Source organism: Streptomyces sp. NPDC012835 (genome assembly GCF_042900885.1).
Taxonomy (GTDB): domain Bacteria; phylum Actinomycetota; class Actinomycetes; order Streptomycetales; family Streptomycetaceae; genus Streptomyces.
The window spans coordinates 263157-279179 of sequence record NZ_JBIBBW010000007.1; the positions used below are offsets into that span (position 1 = coordinate 263157).

The window sequence follows — 16023 nt, forward strand, 5'->3', positions numbered from 1 at the left end:
TGGCTCACCGGATTCGGGATGCCGCTCGACAATGACTTCAGCCGCGAGGAAAGGTGTTCCTGCACATGTCGACCGAGACATTCGAGTTTCAGGTAGAAGCTCGTCAACTCCTCCAGATGATGATCCATTCGATCTACTCGAACAAGGATGTCTTCCTCCGGGAGCTGATCTCCAATGCCTCCGACGCGCTGGACAAGCTCCGTCTGGAAGTCCTGCGGGACGACGCGCTGCGGGAGGACACGTCGGATCTCCATATCGCCATCGAGGTCGACAAGAAGGAGCGCACGCTGACCGTGCGCGACAATGGCATCGGAATGTCGCACGCCGATGTGGTGCAGCTCATCGGGACGATCGCGAATTCCGGGACCGCGAAGTTCTTGAAGGAGCTGAAGGAGAGCCAGGACGCCGGGGCTTCCGAGGAACTCATCGGGCAGTTCGGTGTCGGTTTCTATTCGAGCTTCATGGTGGCCGACGAGGTGACCCTGCTGACCCGGCGTGCCGGCGAGGGCCAGGGGACGCGCTGGGTGTCGAACGGCGAGGGGACCTATACGGTCGAGTCGGTGGACGACGCGCCGCAGGGTACGGCGGTGACGCTGCGGCTCAAGCCGGAGGACACCGAGGACCAGCTGTTCGACTACACGTCCGGCTGGAAGATCCGGGAGATCGTCAAGCGGTACTCGGACTTCATCACCTGGCCCATCCGTATGGCCGCCGAGTCCACCGGCGACGAGAGCGTCGACGGGACGCCCCGCGAAGACGAGACCATCAACTCGATGAAGGCGCTGTGGGCGCGGTCCAGGAGCGAGGTGACCGATGCCGAGTACAACGAGCTGTACAAGCACATCAGTCACGACTGGACCGACCCGCTGGAAACCATCCGTATGCAGGCGGAGGGTACCTTCGAATATCAGGCGCTGCTGTTCCTCCCGTCGCACGCGCCGCAGGACCTGTTCATGCAGGGGCACAAGCGCGGGGTGCAGCTCTATGTCAAGCGCGTATTCATCATGGACGAGTGCGAAGCGCTCATGCCGGAATACCTGCGCTTCGTCAAGGGAGTGGTCGACGCGCAGGACCTTTCGCTGAATGTGTCGCGGGAGATCCTTCAGCAGGACCGCCAGATCCAGTTGATGCACCGCCGGCTGGTGAAGAAGGTGCTGTCCACGGTGAAGGACATGATGTCCGCTCACCCGGACCGCTATCTGACGTTCTGGAACGAGTTCGGCCGGGTCGTCAAGGAGGGGCTCCTCAGCGACTTCGAGAACCGGGACGCGATCCTCGGAATCTCGTCGTTCGGAACCACGCAGGACGCCGAGAAGCCGACCACTCTGCGCGAGTACGTGGAGCGCATGAAGGAGGGGCAGCAGCACATCTTCTACATGACCGGTGAGTCGCGGTCGGCCATCGAGAGTTCGCCGCACATGGAGGCGTTCCGGGCCAAGGGGATCGAGGTGCTGCTGCTGACCGATCCGGTGGACGAGGTGTGGGTGCAGTCCGTGCCGGAGTTCGAGGGGAAGCAGTTGCTCTCGATCGCCAAGGGCGAGGTGGACCTCGACACCGAGGAGGAGAAGAAGGAGGTCGAGGCCGAGCGCGAGAAGCGGCAGCAGGAGTACGCCGGTCTGCTGGCCTGGATGACGAAGGAGCTGGGTGAGGACGTCAAGGAGGTACGGCTCTCGTCCCGGCTCACCGTCTCGCCGGCCTGCATCGTCGGGGACACCCACGATGTGACGCCCGCGCTGGAGAACATGTACCGCGCGATGGGCCAGGAAGTGCCCAAGATCAAGCGCATCCTCGAACTCAACCCCTCGCACGGGCTGGTCAGCGGGTTGCGCCAGGCCCACGCGGCGCAGGCGGCACCCGCCGGGGCTGACGCCTCGGCCGCCGAGGGCGAGAGCGAGGGCGGGGCCCCGGTCGACGCCGGGCTGTCCGAGGCCGCCGAACTCCTCTACGGCATGGCCCTGCTGGCGGACGGCGGGGAGCTGAGCGATCCGGCGCGCTTCATCAAGCTGATGGCGGACCGGCTAGAGCGCACGCTCTGACGGCATTCGGGCCGGAGTGACCCGCGCGTCACTCCGGCACCTTCCTCACCACTGAACGTAAGGAATTCACTACGATCAGGTCACCCTCCCCCTCGGGCCTGTCTTCAAAGTCGCGCCTGCCCTGCGGGCGGACGGCGCTACTTTGAAGACAGGCCCTAGCCACACGCGACTCTGCTCAACCATGGTGGAAGCGCGCGCACAACAGAAAATACGGGGGGAGGGCGGCATGGTGACCATGCCGACGGAACGGCCACAGGGCGTCAGGTCCGTGGTCCGGCTGTTCAACGAGTGCCGTACGCGCACGGGCGGGGACCGGGGCGGGGGCCGGGAGCTTCCGATCATCGCCCTGCTCGGCAGGCGGGGCAGCGGCAAGACCACCACACTGCGATGGCTCGGCTATCTGGCGTCCAACCGGCCCAACGCCCTCTACGACTTCGCCTCGGCACCGGCCAAGCGACCGCACGAGGTGGCGGCGCGGCTCGCGCTCGGGCTCTCGTACCGCTTTCCGCGGCAGCCAGCCGTGCTCTTTCCCCGGCTGGCGCTCGGGCTGCTCGTCGCCCACACCGCGATCAACCTCAACGGCGCGGACGCCAGGACCGTACGGGCGGAGCTGAAGCGGGCGCTGCGGCAGGCCAAGGAGAGCACCGAGGCGTACGAGAGGGGTCATGGGGCCGTCGAGGCGTTCGGCGTGCTCCAGGACCTCAACCTCGTACCGCTGCCGGGCCTCAATCTGGTGCTGAAACTCGTCCAGTTCGGCCTGCCGAGGCTGCCCGTCACCGTGATGTGGCGGACCGGGCTGAGCTGGTACGCCGACGGCCCCCACCGGCCGGTCGACGCGCTGATGCGGCTCAACGAACTGGCCCGCAGCGAGGCGCCGGAGGACGCCGAGCAGGTCGACCGGGTGCTGGTCGGCGCCTTCGTGGAGGATCTGCGCGCCAACTTCGCCCGGCACCCGCGCGACAAGGAGTGTGTCGCGCTGCTGGACAACATCGACGCGCCGAGGGGCCGTGAGTTCCTCGACCTGCTGGTCCGTGTCCGGGAGGGGGACGCCGCACAGGGCCGGGGCCACGACCCGCTGCTCGTCGTGGCCACCGCCGCCAACGCGCGCGGTGTGCCGGGGCCCTACGCTCCCGATCTGCCGGCCGAGCTGCGCGTCCGCGATCCGGAGCAGGTCTCGTACGAGGACTGGAGGCGGAGCATTCCGCGACCCGTGTCGACCTCCAAGTGGCATTGGTATCCGGTGCGGTTGCGCGATCTCACCGAACCCGAGGTGACCACCCTGGCCGAACGGACGGGGGCCGCGCTCGTCCACACCACCCAACTGGTCCACCGGCTCTCGTACGGGCATCCCTGGAGCGCGCGCGTCCTGCTCGACGCCGCGTACGCGATCGTCGTCGAGCGCGACGGCGGCTCGGCGGAGCTGCGTCACATCCTGGACTCCCCCGCGCCGGTGCCGGGGCCGCCGGAGGACCCGATGCCGCTGGACGCGGCGGCCCGCCGCTATCTGCTGCGCGATCTGTCCGAGGGGCAGCGGGCGGCGCTCCAGGTCTGCGCCGCGGCGCGGGCCTTCGACTCGGCGCTGGACGCCGGGGTGCTGGAGGAGTTCGACCAGCTCACCAAGGACACCCTGCGCCGGGACATCGATGCCCGGCTCTGGCTGGTGCCGCCGGTGCCCGAGGACGCCGGCACGCGCGGCGGGCGGGGCAGCGGCTATCTGGAGCACTGCCGGGAGGAGAGCAGACCGGCGGTCGTGCTCCAGCCCTGGCTGCGGCTCGTACTGCTCCAGGCCCTCTCCCACGAGCCGCCCGACGACCCGTCCGGCTGGGTCACCACCCACGAGTCGCTGCGGAGCTGGCACCAGCGCGAACAGTGGCCGCGAAGACATCTGCTGGACGCCCGCTACCACTCCCTCGCCCTGAACGAGCTGGACCGCACCGTCGCCTATCTCGCCGAGCGGTTCGGCGAGCTTCCGTCCACCGATCAGTGGCTCTACGAGCTGTACGCCGTGACCGCCGCCCCCATGCGCGTCCCGGTCGCGCCCGCGGGACCCGGCCGGCACGGGCCCTCGCCCTCCGACCGCGTGCGGGAGCTGGCCCGGCAGCTGGCGCCCGCCTCCCTCGACGAGCACTGGTCGCTCACCATGCTGGTCACCGCGCTGTGGCTGGCCGCCGATCCCCGTAATCGTGTCGCTCACTCCGCCCCCGAACTCAATTCCACCATCGCGGCGATGTTCCACCGGCTGGCCGCCCTGCCCCACAGCGGCGCCGCGGGTCTCCTCCGGGAGGCCGAGAGGTACGAGCCGCGGCCATGACCGAAACCACAGCCACAGCCACAGCCACGGCGACGGCTGCCCCCCGACCCCGCACTCCGGCGACGACCGCACCCCGCCCCGACCGACAGTGAGCAGCACGCCGACAGAGAGCAGCACGCCGAGAGAAAGCAGCAGCGCCATGACCACGCCGCTCGCAGACGATCTGCCCGATGCCTACCCGCCCATTCCCCGATGGCGTTATGTCGCCATCGGGATCGCCCTCCTCCTGCTCGTCGGCGCGGGTGCCGGGTGGCTCCTGCGGCCGGAGTCCACCGACTGCGCCGAGGGCGTGAAGCGGGTCGAGGCCGGCGACGCCACGCGCTGCGTCGGGCTGACGGACGGCGCGTATCCGTTCACCGAGGACCTGCGCGTTCTGTTCCGGCTGGTCGAGCAGGAGAACCGGGAGGTCGACGAGGAGGCCGCGTCGGGCGGCACGCCGTACGTGAGCGTCGTTTATCTGATGGGCATGAGCCCCGGTCCCGGCGACAGCAAGAACACCGAGTCCGTACGCCATGAGCTGGAGGGGGCGTACACGGCGCAGCACGAGGCGAACGCCCGGCGCGCCCAGGGCGACACGCCCCGCATCAAGCTGCTGCTGGCCGACATCGGGAACCTGCCCGAGCAGAGCGCCTACACCCTGGGGCAGGTCCGGGCGCGGCTGGACCGGGACCGGATCGTCGCGGTCGCGGGGCTCGGCACCAGCCTCACCGACACCCGGGACATGGTCGCGCGGCTGAACAGCTGGGACATCGCGTCCTTCGGCTCCGTGATCACCGCCGACGCGCTGGAGAGGTCCGACGGTCTGGTACGGGTGGCGCCGCCCAACGCCGACGAGGCGGCGGCGGCCGTCCAGTTCCTGGGGACCGGGGCGTACGCCGAGGCCAAGGTGCTCATCGTCAAGGACTCCAACAAGGACGACCTCTATACGAGGACGCTCGCGGAGAAGTTCGGCGCCGGGTTCCCGAAGGGCAGGCTGGCGGCCGTGGAGCCGATGCAGTACGACTCGTCCAAGACGCAGCTCGCCACCTATTTCAGCAACCAGATGGCGAATCTCTGCCTGGAGCAGCCCGATGTCGTCTACTTCGCGGGCCGCGGCCGCGATCTGCCCGACTTCCTGGCGCCGCTCTCCGAGCGTCAGTGCAGCCGGTCCGAGCTGACGGTGCTCTCCGGTGACGACACCTCACAGGTGTTGCAGGCGGACGGCTTCAACGAGGTCAAGCAGTCGCTGCTGAAGGGGAACATCAAGCTCGTCTACACCGGTCTCGCGCACCCCGGAGCGTGGACGAAGGCGCCCCGGTTCTTCGACGCCAACGCGATCGGCCCGTTCCTGACCGGCGGCACCTTCAGGACCGCCTTCCGCGACGACAAACTGGACGACGGCCAGGCCATCATGGCCTACGACGCGGTCCGCACCGCCGTCAAGGCGATCCGGAAGGCCGTCCCCCTGGAGAACTCGAACCAGAAGATCGAGCGCAAGGACGTCATGCAGAACCTGTCCCTTCTGTACGACGCCAACGCCGTGGCCGGGGCGAGCGGGTGGATATCCATGAAGAACAACGGCAGCCCCCGGGACAAGGCCATTCCCATCATCGAGATCGACGGCTCCGGCAGCACCACGGCCCTCGCCGTCGTCTCCGGCAGCGGCAGGGGCACTCCGTACGTCCCGCAATCCGCGAACCCCGGGTGAGCCGACCGGAAGCGGTGAGATCGTCATACGGTCGCGGAACGGGGTGCGCGTGCTCGCGGGGGTGGGTGATGAGGGAACTGTTCGCGACTGTCAGTGGCACTGCGTAGCCTCTTGGTCATGTGGGGACCAGGGCCGTTCGCCGGGATCGGGCCGGGCCCCGCGGCTCGGCGGGAACCGGAGGGGAGGCCCTGGTGGTGGACGGCGACGGCTCGTGGGAGCGCCTGACCGCGTACACGTATCTCAGTGCTCCGGAGCGGCTGGAGTACGTGGCGGTCATGCGCGTCTTCTGTTCCACGCTGCTGGCCGACCTGGCCGTGCCGGACGTGCTGGCGAAGCTGGCGGGCGGCGCTCCGGGACCGGGGCGGGAGCTGGGGGCCGACACGCTCACCGCCCGGCTGGAGCAGCTCGTGCGCTGGGGGAACCTGCTGCGCGGCAGCCACACGGTGAAGGCGTCGAGCATCACCGACTACCAGCGGGCCCGCTCCCGCTACCAGTTGTCGAAGCTCGGCGAGCGCGTCCAGCGGGACGCGGACGAGGTCCTGGCGGGGGCCGACGCGGCGCGTGAGGTGAGCAGCGAGCTGCTGGCGCTGGTCGAGCGCGGGCTGCGGGAGCTGGCGGAGCTGGTGCGGGGGCCGCAGGGGGTGGAGCCGCAGGACGCGCTGGAGCGGGTCAGTACGGTCTTCGTGCAGTTCACCGGGTTCGCCGACTCGGTGCGGGACTTCTACGCGTACCTCGGTCAGGTGCTCGCCCGCTACGACCTGGACAGCGCGGAGTACCAGGGCTTCAAGGAGCTTCTGCTCGACTACGTCGAGGCGATCACGGAGGACGTGTCGTTCCGCGCGCCCCGGATCGCGGCGGTCCTGGAGCTGCTGTGGCCGGAGCTGCCCGGCCTGTTGAAGCGCCTGGACGAGCACGCCGGGGGGCTGACGGGGGTGGCGCCGGGAGGCGGGGCGCTCGCCGACGGGATGTTCGCCGGCGGGACCGAGACGCGGGTGCTGCGCAGTCGCGGGCGGGAGCCGGCCGACTGGGAGGGGCTGCGCGGCTGGTTCACCGATCAGGACGGAATGGGCAGTCAGGTCGACCAGTTGCGGGACGCGACCCTGCGCGCGTTGCAGTCGCTGCTCGCCAACGCGAAGCGGATGCTGCGGTCCGCCTCGGGCGAGATGTCACGGCGCAAGGACCTGCTGCGGCTGGCCCAATGGTTCGACGCGGCGGCGCCGGACGAGGCGCACGACATCGCGGTGGCGGCCTTCGGGATGTACGGCGCCCGGCATCTGGGGGTACCCCCGGCGCCGGACGAGGCGCTGCCCGCGTACACGAGTTGGTGGACGGGGCCGGTGGTCGAGGTGCCGGTGGCGCTCCGGGAGCGCGGCAGCCGCGCGCAGCGGGGCCGGGCGTCGGCGGTGGAGGACCACTCGGCGCAGAAGGACCGCCTCCAGCGGGCCGCCCGCGCCGAGGCGGCGGACCGGCGGGCTGCGGCCGACGAACTGCGCAGCGCCTCGGGCCGGTTCGGTGACGTGGAGCTGACATCGGCCGCTCTGGCGCTGCTGCTGGAACTGCTGGCGACGGCGCTGGGCAACGCGCGGCTCCACGGCGCACGCGGCGGAGATGGCGCAGACGGCACACGCGAGGCATCCGGGGACGGCTGGACCGCCGGGGCGCGCCCTGCCCGTGAGGCGCCGCAGGACGGAGCGGAAGGGGGCTACGCGGACGGCTTCGCCCTGGAGGCGGCCGTCAGCGAGGACGCGGCGCTCGGCGTACGGCTCACGGTCCGCCGGGTCCCGGACGCGCGTACGGCGCTGCGCTCGGTCGACGGCGAACTGATCCTGGACGAGCTGGAGCTGAGCGTCGAGAGCACGCCCGACGGGCCGGCCGAGGAGGCTTCCCCATGACGCTCCCCTCGGCGCACGACGTCGCCCTCGCCGCCGAGCGCCGCAGCGCCGGGCGGCTGCTCCTCGCCCACCCGCTGGTGACGGCCGACGGGCCGTACGCCGAGCTGTTCCCGCTGATCCGCAGGCACGCCGACTGGCTGACCGGACGCTTCCAGCAGGTGCTCGGATACCGGCTGCTGGTGGACACCTCGTACGCCCGGCTGTTCAAGGCCGGGCTCGGCCCCGGCTCCGGGCACCGCCTGGAGCGCTCCACCGGGACGCCCTTCACGCCGCGCACCTACGCCTGCCTCGCGCTCGCCCTCTCCGTCCTGGTGACCGCGCCCGAGCAGTTGCTGCTGTCCCGGCTCGTCGCCGACGTCAAAGCGGCGGCGGCCGACGCCGGGGTGGAGCTGGAGGGCACCGGCCGGGCGGCGGAGAAGCGGACCCTGGCCGCCGCGCTGCGCCGGCTGGTCGACTGGGGCGTGCTCACGGAGACCGAGGGCACTGTGGGCGCGGTCGCGCTGGAAGGCGGCGGCGAGGCGCTGATCACGGTGGACCGGGAGATCGCCCGCGCCATCGTCGCGGGCCCGCTCAACCGGAGCCGGGACGGCGCCGATCTGGTGCGCCGGGCCGCCGATCCGGGCTTCGGCGGCCCGCGCACCTACGTACGCCGGATGCTGGTGGAGACGCCCGTCGTCTATCTGGACGAGCTGACCGACGCCGAGCGGGACTGGCTGCGGACCCGGCAGCGGCGCGAGGCGCAGGCGTTCTCCGAGCTTCTCGGGCTCGAAGCGGAGATCCGCGGCGAGGGTGTGGCGCTGGTGGACCCGGAGGAGGAGCTGACCGATCTGCGGCTGCCGGGCACCGGCACGGTCGCGCAGGCCGCCCTCCTCCTGGTCGAGCGGCTGGTGGAGCGGACGCGTCCGCACGAGCCGGGGCACCCGGCCACCGGCGGGCGGCTCACCGTGGGGGTGGCGGTCCCCGACGGCCTGGTGGAGGCTCTGCTCGCCGAGGTCGTCGCGGAGTACGGCCGGGGCGGCGGCTGGCAGCGCGGCTATCTGGAGGACCCGTCCGCGCTGCGGGAGGCCGTCCTCGATCTCCTGGTCCGTATGCGGCTGATGGCCCGCGCCGGTCCCCCGGAGTCGCTCAGGGCCGGCGGCCGAGGTCTGCCGGAGGGGTACGAGGGCACGCTCCCCGAGGGCCGTTCCGTCATGGAGGTGCTCGGCGCCCGTCCGGAGGGCGTCGGGGGAGCCGCCGACGCCGGCTGGGTGCTGCTCGCGGCGGCGGCCCGTTACGCGCCGCGTGTCACCGTCCGTAAGAGGGCGACCGGGACGGGACCGGACGCCGCCGTACCACAGGAGCTGACGTCATGACACAGGCCCCGCCGCCCGCGCACACGCCGCCGCCTCCCATCCCCGCGCAGCGCTCGACCGGCGCCGGTCCGGCCGCCGCCGCTCCCGCTCGCTTCAGGCTGCACCGCGCCGGTATCCGCAACGTCTGGCAGTACGACGAGCAGGAGTTCGCCTTCGGCGACGGGCGGCTGCTGCTGCGCGGCAAGAACGGCGCGGGCAAGTCCAAGGCGCTGGAGATGCTGCTCCCCTACCTGCTGGACGGCGATTCCCGGGCCCTGGACGCCACCGGCACGGGCCGGACCACGCTCGCCTGGCTGATGCTCGACGGATTCGAGCGGACGAACCGGATGGGCTACCTCTGGGTCGAGTTCCGCAGGGCGACGGCCGGCGGCGGCGCCCGTTATCTCACGCTCGGCGCCGCCATCCGGGCCTCGCAGTCGACCAAGAGGGCCGTGCCGTCCTTCTTCGTCACCCCGCTGCGGGTCGGCGCCGACCTGCATCTGGTCGACGGCGGAAGGCCGTTGCCCCTGGACCGTCTCAAAGAGGCCGTCGGCGCGCAGAACGTCACGGACCGCGCCGTCGAGCACCGCTCCCGGGTGGCCCGCGAGTTGTTCGGCATCACCGACACCGCCCGCTACCGCAACCTCACCCAGCTGCTGCACCGGCTGCGGCGCCCCACCGTGGGCGACCGCATCGAGTCCGGCGGGCTCGTCTCTCTGCTCAGCGAGACGCTGCCGGGGCTGGACGACGAGGTCGTGGAGAAGGTGGCGCGCAATCTGCACGACCTGGACGCCGTACGGGAGGAGCTGGGCCGCCTGGAGCGGACCGACACCGCGCTGCGCACCTTCCTCACCACGTACCGGGGCTATCTGGCGGGCGTTCTGCTGCGTGGTGCCGAGGGCGTGCGCCAGGAGCTGGACACCCTGGTACGGCGCCGCCGCGAGGCCGGGGACGCCGCGAAGCGCACGGCCGGGCTGCGCATCCGGGAGGCCGAGGCGGACGAGCGGCTGCTGTCGCTGCGGGAGGAGCGGCGGGCCGCCACCGCCGAACTCGCCGCCCTGCGCGCGAGCGAGGGATACCGGGGCATCGAGGAGTTGTCGGAGCGCCGGAGCACGGTCACGGCGCTGGGCTCCGCCGCCGGTAGCGCGTTCGCCGCCCTGGTCAGGGCGCACAGCGCCGAGGAGGACGCGGCGGACCGGCTGGCGCAGGGCGCGCGGCGGCTGGGCGGCCGGCTCGGTGAGCTGGCCACCGAACACCGGGCGCTGCTGGCCCAGGCCGAGCGGGCAGGGCTGCCCGTCGCCCACCTGGGCGAGCCGGTCGCCCTGACGCGTACGGATCTCGCGGGCGGCTCGCGCGAGGAGCTGACCGGCCCCGAAGGGGACACCAGGACCGTCCGGCACGGGCCGGTGAGCGGGGTGGACGCGTCCGCCGCCGAGGAGGCGCTGCGCGCCTGGCGGCAGCGGCTGGAGGGCGCCAGGACCGTGGCGCGCAACCGGAGCAGGACGGTCCGGGACGTCGCCGCTCTCGCCGCGCTGGCGCGCGAGGCGCGGGCGGAGGCGGCCCGCGCTGACGCCGAGCGCGAACGGCTGGAGGAGGAGACGGAAGGGGCCGCCGGCCGCCTCGCCGAGAGCCGCGAGGCGGTCGCCGAGGAGAGCCGCCGCTACGCGCGGGAGACGGCGGCCTGGGTGCGGCGCACGGCGGAGGCGGCCGGCCCCGGCTGCCCTCCTCTGGAGGACGTCCTCGCCGCCGTGGCCCATGAGACCTCCCCGTACGCGCCGTTCGCGGAGCGGGTGCTGCCCGCCGGGACCGACACAGCGGTGGAGGCGACCGCCCGGGGTGCGCTGGACCCGTACGGCGAGGAGCTGACGGCCGGTCGGGACACGCTCGCCGTCGGCGTCGGCCGGTACGAGGAGGAGCGGGACAGGCTGGCCGGGGAGCGGGCCGCGTGGGAGCGGCGGACCGATCCGGAGCCGCCCGTTCCGTACCACCGCGCCGCCCGGCGCGCGGCGGGCGACGGAGCGCCGCTGTACCGGCTGGTGGACTTCGCCGAGGGCCTCTCCCCCTCCACCCAGGCGGGGCTGGAGGCCGCGTTGGAGGCGAGCGGACTCCTGGACGCCTGGATTCCGGCGGACGGCGCGCTCATCGACCCGCTGACCTGCGACACCCTGATCCGGCACACGCTGCTCCAGCCCGGCGTCCCCGAGTCGGAGGGGCCGACGCTGGCCGAGGCGCTGCGGCCGGCCCCCCATCCGGACAGCGGCGTCAGCGCGGAGCGGGTGGCCCGGGTGCTGGCGGCCGTCGCGCTGGTCCCGGCGGAGGACACCGCGAGGGCGACGACCGCGACGAGCACCGCCTATTACGACGGCAGTTGGCGGCTGGGCGCGCTGCGCGGCCGCCATATGAAGGACGCCGCGCAGTATGTGGGCGCCGCCGTGCGCGCCGAGACCCGCCACCGCGCGCTCGCGGAGCTGGCGCGGCGCCTCGCCGAGGTGGAAGGGCAGTTGGCTGCCGCCCGGGAGCGGCTGGCCGACAGCGAGCGGCGGCGCCGCGAACTGGCGCACGCGTGGCGGGAGTTCCCTCGTACCCGCCGGCTGGACACCGCCTGGACCAGGGCGGAGGGCGACGAGAGCACCGTACGGGAGCTGACCGGCAGGACGGGACGCGCCGCCCGCGCCGCCGAGGAGGCGCGCACCCGGGCGGTCGCGGCGCGCGGCGAGGCGGAGGCCACGGCCAGCGCCCACGGCCTGCCGACCGATCCCGACGGCCTCGCGCGCGTGGGGACCGCGCTGACCGCGCTGGCCGGCGGACTCGACCAGCTGGGCCGGTCCGTCGGGGGCACGGCCGAGGGCCTCGGAGGCAGCAGGACCGAGCAGGCCGGGTACGAACGGGCCCGCGCGGACCGTTCGGAGACCGAGGCCGAGTACCGGGCCCGTCTCGACGAGCTGCGCCCGGCCCGGCAGGCGCTCCGTACGCTCGAAGAGACCATCGGCTCGGCCAAGGACGAGATCCTGGCCCGCGAGGAGCGCACCGAGCGCCGGATCGCGTCCGCCGCCCGCGCCCTGCCGGTGGCCCGCGCCACGCTGGACGAGCTGCGCGCGGAGCGGGTGCGCGCGGAGGAGAGCGAGAAGCGCTGCCGCGAGGTGCTGGTGGGCCAGGAGGCCGCCGTCATCGCGGCGGGCGGCCGGCTGCGCGGCGCCCTCGCCCGCCCGGAGGTGGTGCGCGGCGCGGGACTTGAGACGCCGCACGGCACGGGACTCGAAGCGGTGCGCGGCGCCGGTCCCGGTCCGGTCGACGGCACGGGGGCGGAGGCGGCGGGCGGGCCGGAAGAAACGCCGGGCGGGCCGGAGTCGGCGGGCGGCGCTCCGGGCTCCGATGTCCGCAGCCGCGTACGGGCCCTGCGTGAGCTGGCCGACGCCGTACGGGAGCGGCTGACGCCACCGAGGCACGAGGTGTCGGACAGCACCCTGCTCAACCGGCACACCGAGCTGCGCGATCAGCTGGCGGGCGGCTACGACGCACAGCTCGACGAGCAGGACGGCATCAAGATCTGCCGGCTGGTGGACGACCACGGTCACCACGACGTGGCCCTGGTCGGGACGCTGATCGCCGACCGGGCCGCCGAGGCGCGCGGACGGCTCACCGACCGCGAGCGCGAGGTCTTCCGGCGCTTCCTCACCGGTGAACTCGGCGACCATCTGTCGACACAGGTCATCGCCGCCGCCCAGCTGGTCGCCGCGCTCAACGACACCCTGCGGACCGTACGGACGTCGCACGGCCTGGGGGTGGAGCTGCGCTGGAAGCTGGACGAGGACGCCGACGCCGACGTACGCGCGGCGGTCGGACTGCTGAGCAGCCCCTCGGGGCTGCGGACGCGGGAGCAGACCGAGCAGCTGCGCGAGGTGCTGCAACGCCGGATCGAGGAGGTGCGCAGGGCCGATCCGTCGGCCGGTTACGCCGCGCATCTGCGGACCGCGCTGGACTACCGGGACTGGTTCCGCTTCCACACCTTCGTGGTCGAGGACGCGGCCCCCCGGCGCAGGCGCCGGCTCACCGGGCGCACCGGGCTCAGCCAGGGCGAACAGCGTGTGCTGTCCTACCTGGTGCTCTTCGCCGCCGCCGCGGCGCACTTCACCACCCTCGGCGAGTCGGCGCCGCACGCGCCACGGCTGATCCTGCTGGACGACGCGTTCGCCAAGGTGGACGAGCCCACCCACGGCAGACTCGGCCGCATCCTGGTCGATCTTGATCTGGACTTCGTGCTGACGAGCGAGCGGCTGATGGGCAACTGGCCGCAGGTGCCCTCCCTGCACATCTACGAGTGCCTGCGCGACCCGCATGTACGCGGGGTGGCCACGCTGCACTACACGTGGAACGGCCACCGGCGGCACCTGGTGTCGCCATGACCACGACGGCCGGGGGCCCGGCGACCGGGGGCGCGGCGGACAGCACTACGGCAGACGGCACCGCGGCGGACATGACCACGGCGGACCCGGGCCCGGCGGCCAGGGGCCCGGCGGACAGGGGCCCGGCGACCGGGGGCGCGGCGGACAGCACTACGGCAGACGGCACCGCGGCGGACATGACCACGGCGGACCCGGGCCCGGCGGCCGGGAGCGCGGCGGACATGACCACGACGGCCGGGAGCGCGGCGGCCGAGAGCGCGGCGGACGGGCGAAATCCGCCCGGCGGGCCCCCGCCGCCACCCCCACCTCTCCCCGCCCTGCCCGCCGAGACCCGCGCCTGGCTGGCGGGCCCCGGCCTCGCCCGTCTCTGGGAGGCCACCCGCGCCCGCCTGGAGCGCAACGGCCTGCGCGCCACCGGCTCGCTGCGTCTGACCGGCCTGCGGGCCGAGGAGAGAACGGCCCTGTCGCACCTGGTCGGCAAGGCCCTCACCGGTACGACAGCCACCGTCGCCCTCGCCGCGCTCGACACCCGGCTGCGCGCCTCGGCCGCCGGGCTCGGGCTGGCGGAGACCCTGGGCGCGCTCGGCCCGCCGCTCACCGACCGCCGGGCCGCCCGCGCGGACACCGACGCCCGCCGGGCGCGGATCTGGTCGCCGGTGGCCTCGGCCCTGGACGCCTCGCCGCTGGCCGGTGAGGCGTGGGCGCGGGAGTGGTACGAGGGGCTGCGCCGCGCGGGCGTGCCGGCGGGCGTCGCGCCGGACACCGCGACCCGCACGCTCCAGCAGGCGGTCCTGCTGCTGACCGTGCTGCTCGCCCCGGCGGCAGCGGCCCCGGAGCCGGCCGGGCCCACGGCCCCGGTGGACGCCGGCGGCCGGTGCGTTCCGGCCCCCGGCGTCCACCGGGGCCGTGGTGAACTCGCCGCCGAGGTCACGGGATCCGCGCACGGTCTGGACGACGGCAGCTGGCTCTCCCGGCTCGTCCAGCGCGGGATCGCCCTCGCCCATGGCGCCGCGCTCCCCGACAGCGCGGCCGAGCGGCGCGCGCTGTGGCGCCTGGCGGGGGTCGCGCCGGACGAGATATCCAGCACCGTGCTCACGTACGGGCTGCGTCCCGAGGGCGGCGGCTGGCGCGAAAGGGCGCTGCGCGAAAGGGCCGACCACCACGCGGAGACCCACCTCACCCTGCGCGAGCTGCGCACGCTGCGGCTGTCGCTGCCGGCAGGCACCCCGGTCCACGTCTGCGAGAACCCGCGGGTGGTGGAGGCCGCCGCCGACGCCGGTTGCGCCCGGCCGCTCGTCTGCACCTCCGGCAGCGCCTCGACGGCCGTTCTCACGCTGCTCGACGCACTGGCTGCCGCCGGCTGCCGCTTCGCGTACCACGGCGACTTCGACTGGCCGGGCATCGCGCTGGCCAACCGGATCATGCGACGGTACGACGCCCGGCCCTGGCGGCTGCTCGCCGGGGACTACCGGCTCCTGGCGGCCCGTGCCGCCGAGCGGGGCATCCCGCCGCTGCCGCTCGCCGGGCCTTCGGTGGCCGCGGAGTGGGACCCCGGCCTGGCCCCGGCGATGTCCGCGCTCGGGGTCGCGCTCCACGAGGAAGCCACCCTCGAACCGCTGGTGAACGATCTGAAAGAGCTATAGTTCAAGGATTGCGCAACCTTTAAAGTATGGCCATGGGATATGAAGCCAGGGCGCACACGACGCAAGGGCAGCAGACACACGGATCGTCGGGAACGACGACGGAGACCGCGTGGGAGATCGCCGTACTCGACGGCGGCCCCGCGGACGGGGTACGGATGCGGGTCGCCGACCGGCCGTCCGTAGTACAGGTGACGTACCCCTGCGAGCTGGACGGACCGGCGGGCGGCGCACAGGTGGACGCGCTCTTCGTCTACCGGCGCGATCTGCGCGTGAAGGGCGAACCACTGCGGTACGGGGTCGATCCGGCCAGCCCTTGAGGCACACCGCCGGACCGGGCGCGCGGTCTCAGCGCGGCGCGCCCGGTGCGGCAGGAGCGTCGGTCGCCACGGCCGTCTCGGGCGTCACGGGGTACACCGGAGTCACCGGCGCCTCGGCGGAGGCGGCGGCAGCGGGGGCGGGGGCGGGGGCGGGGGCGGGGGCGGGAGGGGCGGCAGGACCGTGCGAAGCGGCCGAAGCGGCGGGAGCCGGGGCAGCGGGAGCCGGGGCGGTCCCGGCGGCGGCCTCCTCCTTCATCGCCGTCGTCTCGCTCTTGAGGATGCGCATGGACTTGCCCAGCGCACGGGCGGTGTCGGGGAGCTTCTTCGAGCCGAACAGGACGATGATCACGACCGCCACGACCAGCAGGTGCCAAGGCTCCAACCCGTTACGCAACATCTCTCG

9 protein-coding genes are annotated in these 16023 nt (G+C 73.2%); 8 read left to right on the forward strand and 1 reads right to left on the reverse strand.

Translation table 11 applies throughout. The features are described from left to right. Window positions 1-65: 65 nt before the first annotated feature. The 8 genes from htpG (at window position 66) to ACFY6S_RS26905 (ending at window position 15620) form a co-directional block, all read left to right on the forward strand. Window positions 66-2036 carry a molecular chaperone HtpG gene (htpG, locus tag ACFY6S_RS26870; RefSeq protein WP_388827098.1) on the forward strand — a complete coding sequence of 657 codons (1971 nt, stop codon included), beginning with the start codon at window positions 66-68 and terminating at the stop codon, window positions 2034-2036. A 226-nt stretch (window positions 2037-2262) separates the two neighbouring features. Next, complete coding sequence (locus tag ACFY6S_RS26875; RefSeq protein ID WP_388827096.1) at window positions 2263-4347, forward strand: hypothetical protein; 2085 nt, start codon at window positions 2263-2265, stop codon at window positions 4345-4347. Between the two features lie 139 nt (window positions 4348-4486). Continuing rightward, window positions 4487-6034, forward strand: coding sequence for an ABC transporter substrate-binding protein (locus ACFY6S_RS26880; RefSeq protein WP_388827093.1), 1548 nt, complete (start codon window positions 4487-4489; stop codon window positions 6032-6034). 191 nt (window positions 6035-6225) lie between these two features. Next, window positions 6226-7926: a TIGR02677 family protein gene (locus ACFY6S_RS26885; protein WP_388827091.1), complete on the forward strand. Its 1701-nt coding sequence runs from the start codon at window positions 6226-6228 to the stop codon at window positions 7924-7926. Further along, complete coding sequence (locus tag ACFY6S_RS26890) at window positions 7923-9278, forward strand: TIGR02678 family protein (RefSeq protein ID WP_388827088.1); 1356 nt, start codon at window positions 7923-7925, stop codon at window positions 9276-9278. The genes ACFY6S_RS26885 and ACFY6S_RS26890 overlap by 4 nt, the downstream gene beginning before the upstream one ends. Continuing rightward, entirely contained in the window at window positions 9275-13660 is a 4386-nt protein-coding gene (locus ACFY6S_RS26895; protein WP_388827085.1) for a TIGR02680 family protein, read from the forward strand. Before ACFY6S_RS26890 ends, ACFY6S_RS26895 begins: the two co-directional genes overlap by 4 nt. Continuing rightward, on the forward strand, window positions 13657-15303 hold the full coding sequence (locus ACFY6S_RS26900; protein ID WP_388827082.1) for a TIGR02679 family protein: 1647 nt from the start codon (window positions 13657-13659) through the stop codon (window positions 15301-15303). Before ACFY6S_RS26895 ends, ACFY6S_RS26900 begins: the two co-directional genes overlap by 4 nt. 32 nt (window positions 15304-15335) lie before the next feature. Further along, window positions 15336-15620, forward strand: coding sequence for a hypothetical protein (locus tag ACFY6S_RS26905; protein ID WP_388827079.1), 285 nt, complete (start codon window positions 15336-15338; stop codon window positions 15618-15620). 28 nt (window positions 15621-15648) lie between these two features. On the opposite strand, the gene tatA is transcribed toward ACFY6S_RS26905, so the two are convergent. Beyond that, entirely contained in the window at window positions 15649-16002 is a 354-nt protein-coding gene (tatA, locus tag ACFY6S_RS26910; protein ID WP_388827076.1) for a Sec-independent protein translocase subunit TatA, read from the reverse strand. Window positions 16003-16023: the final 21 nt, after the last annotated feature.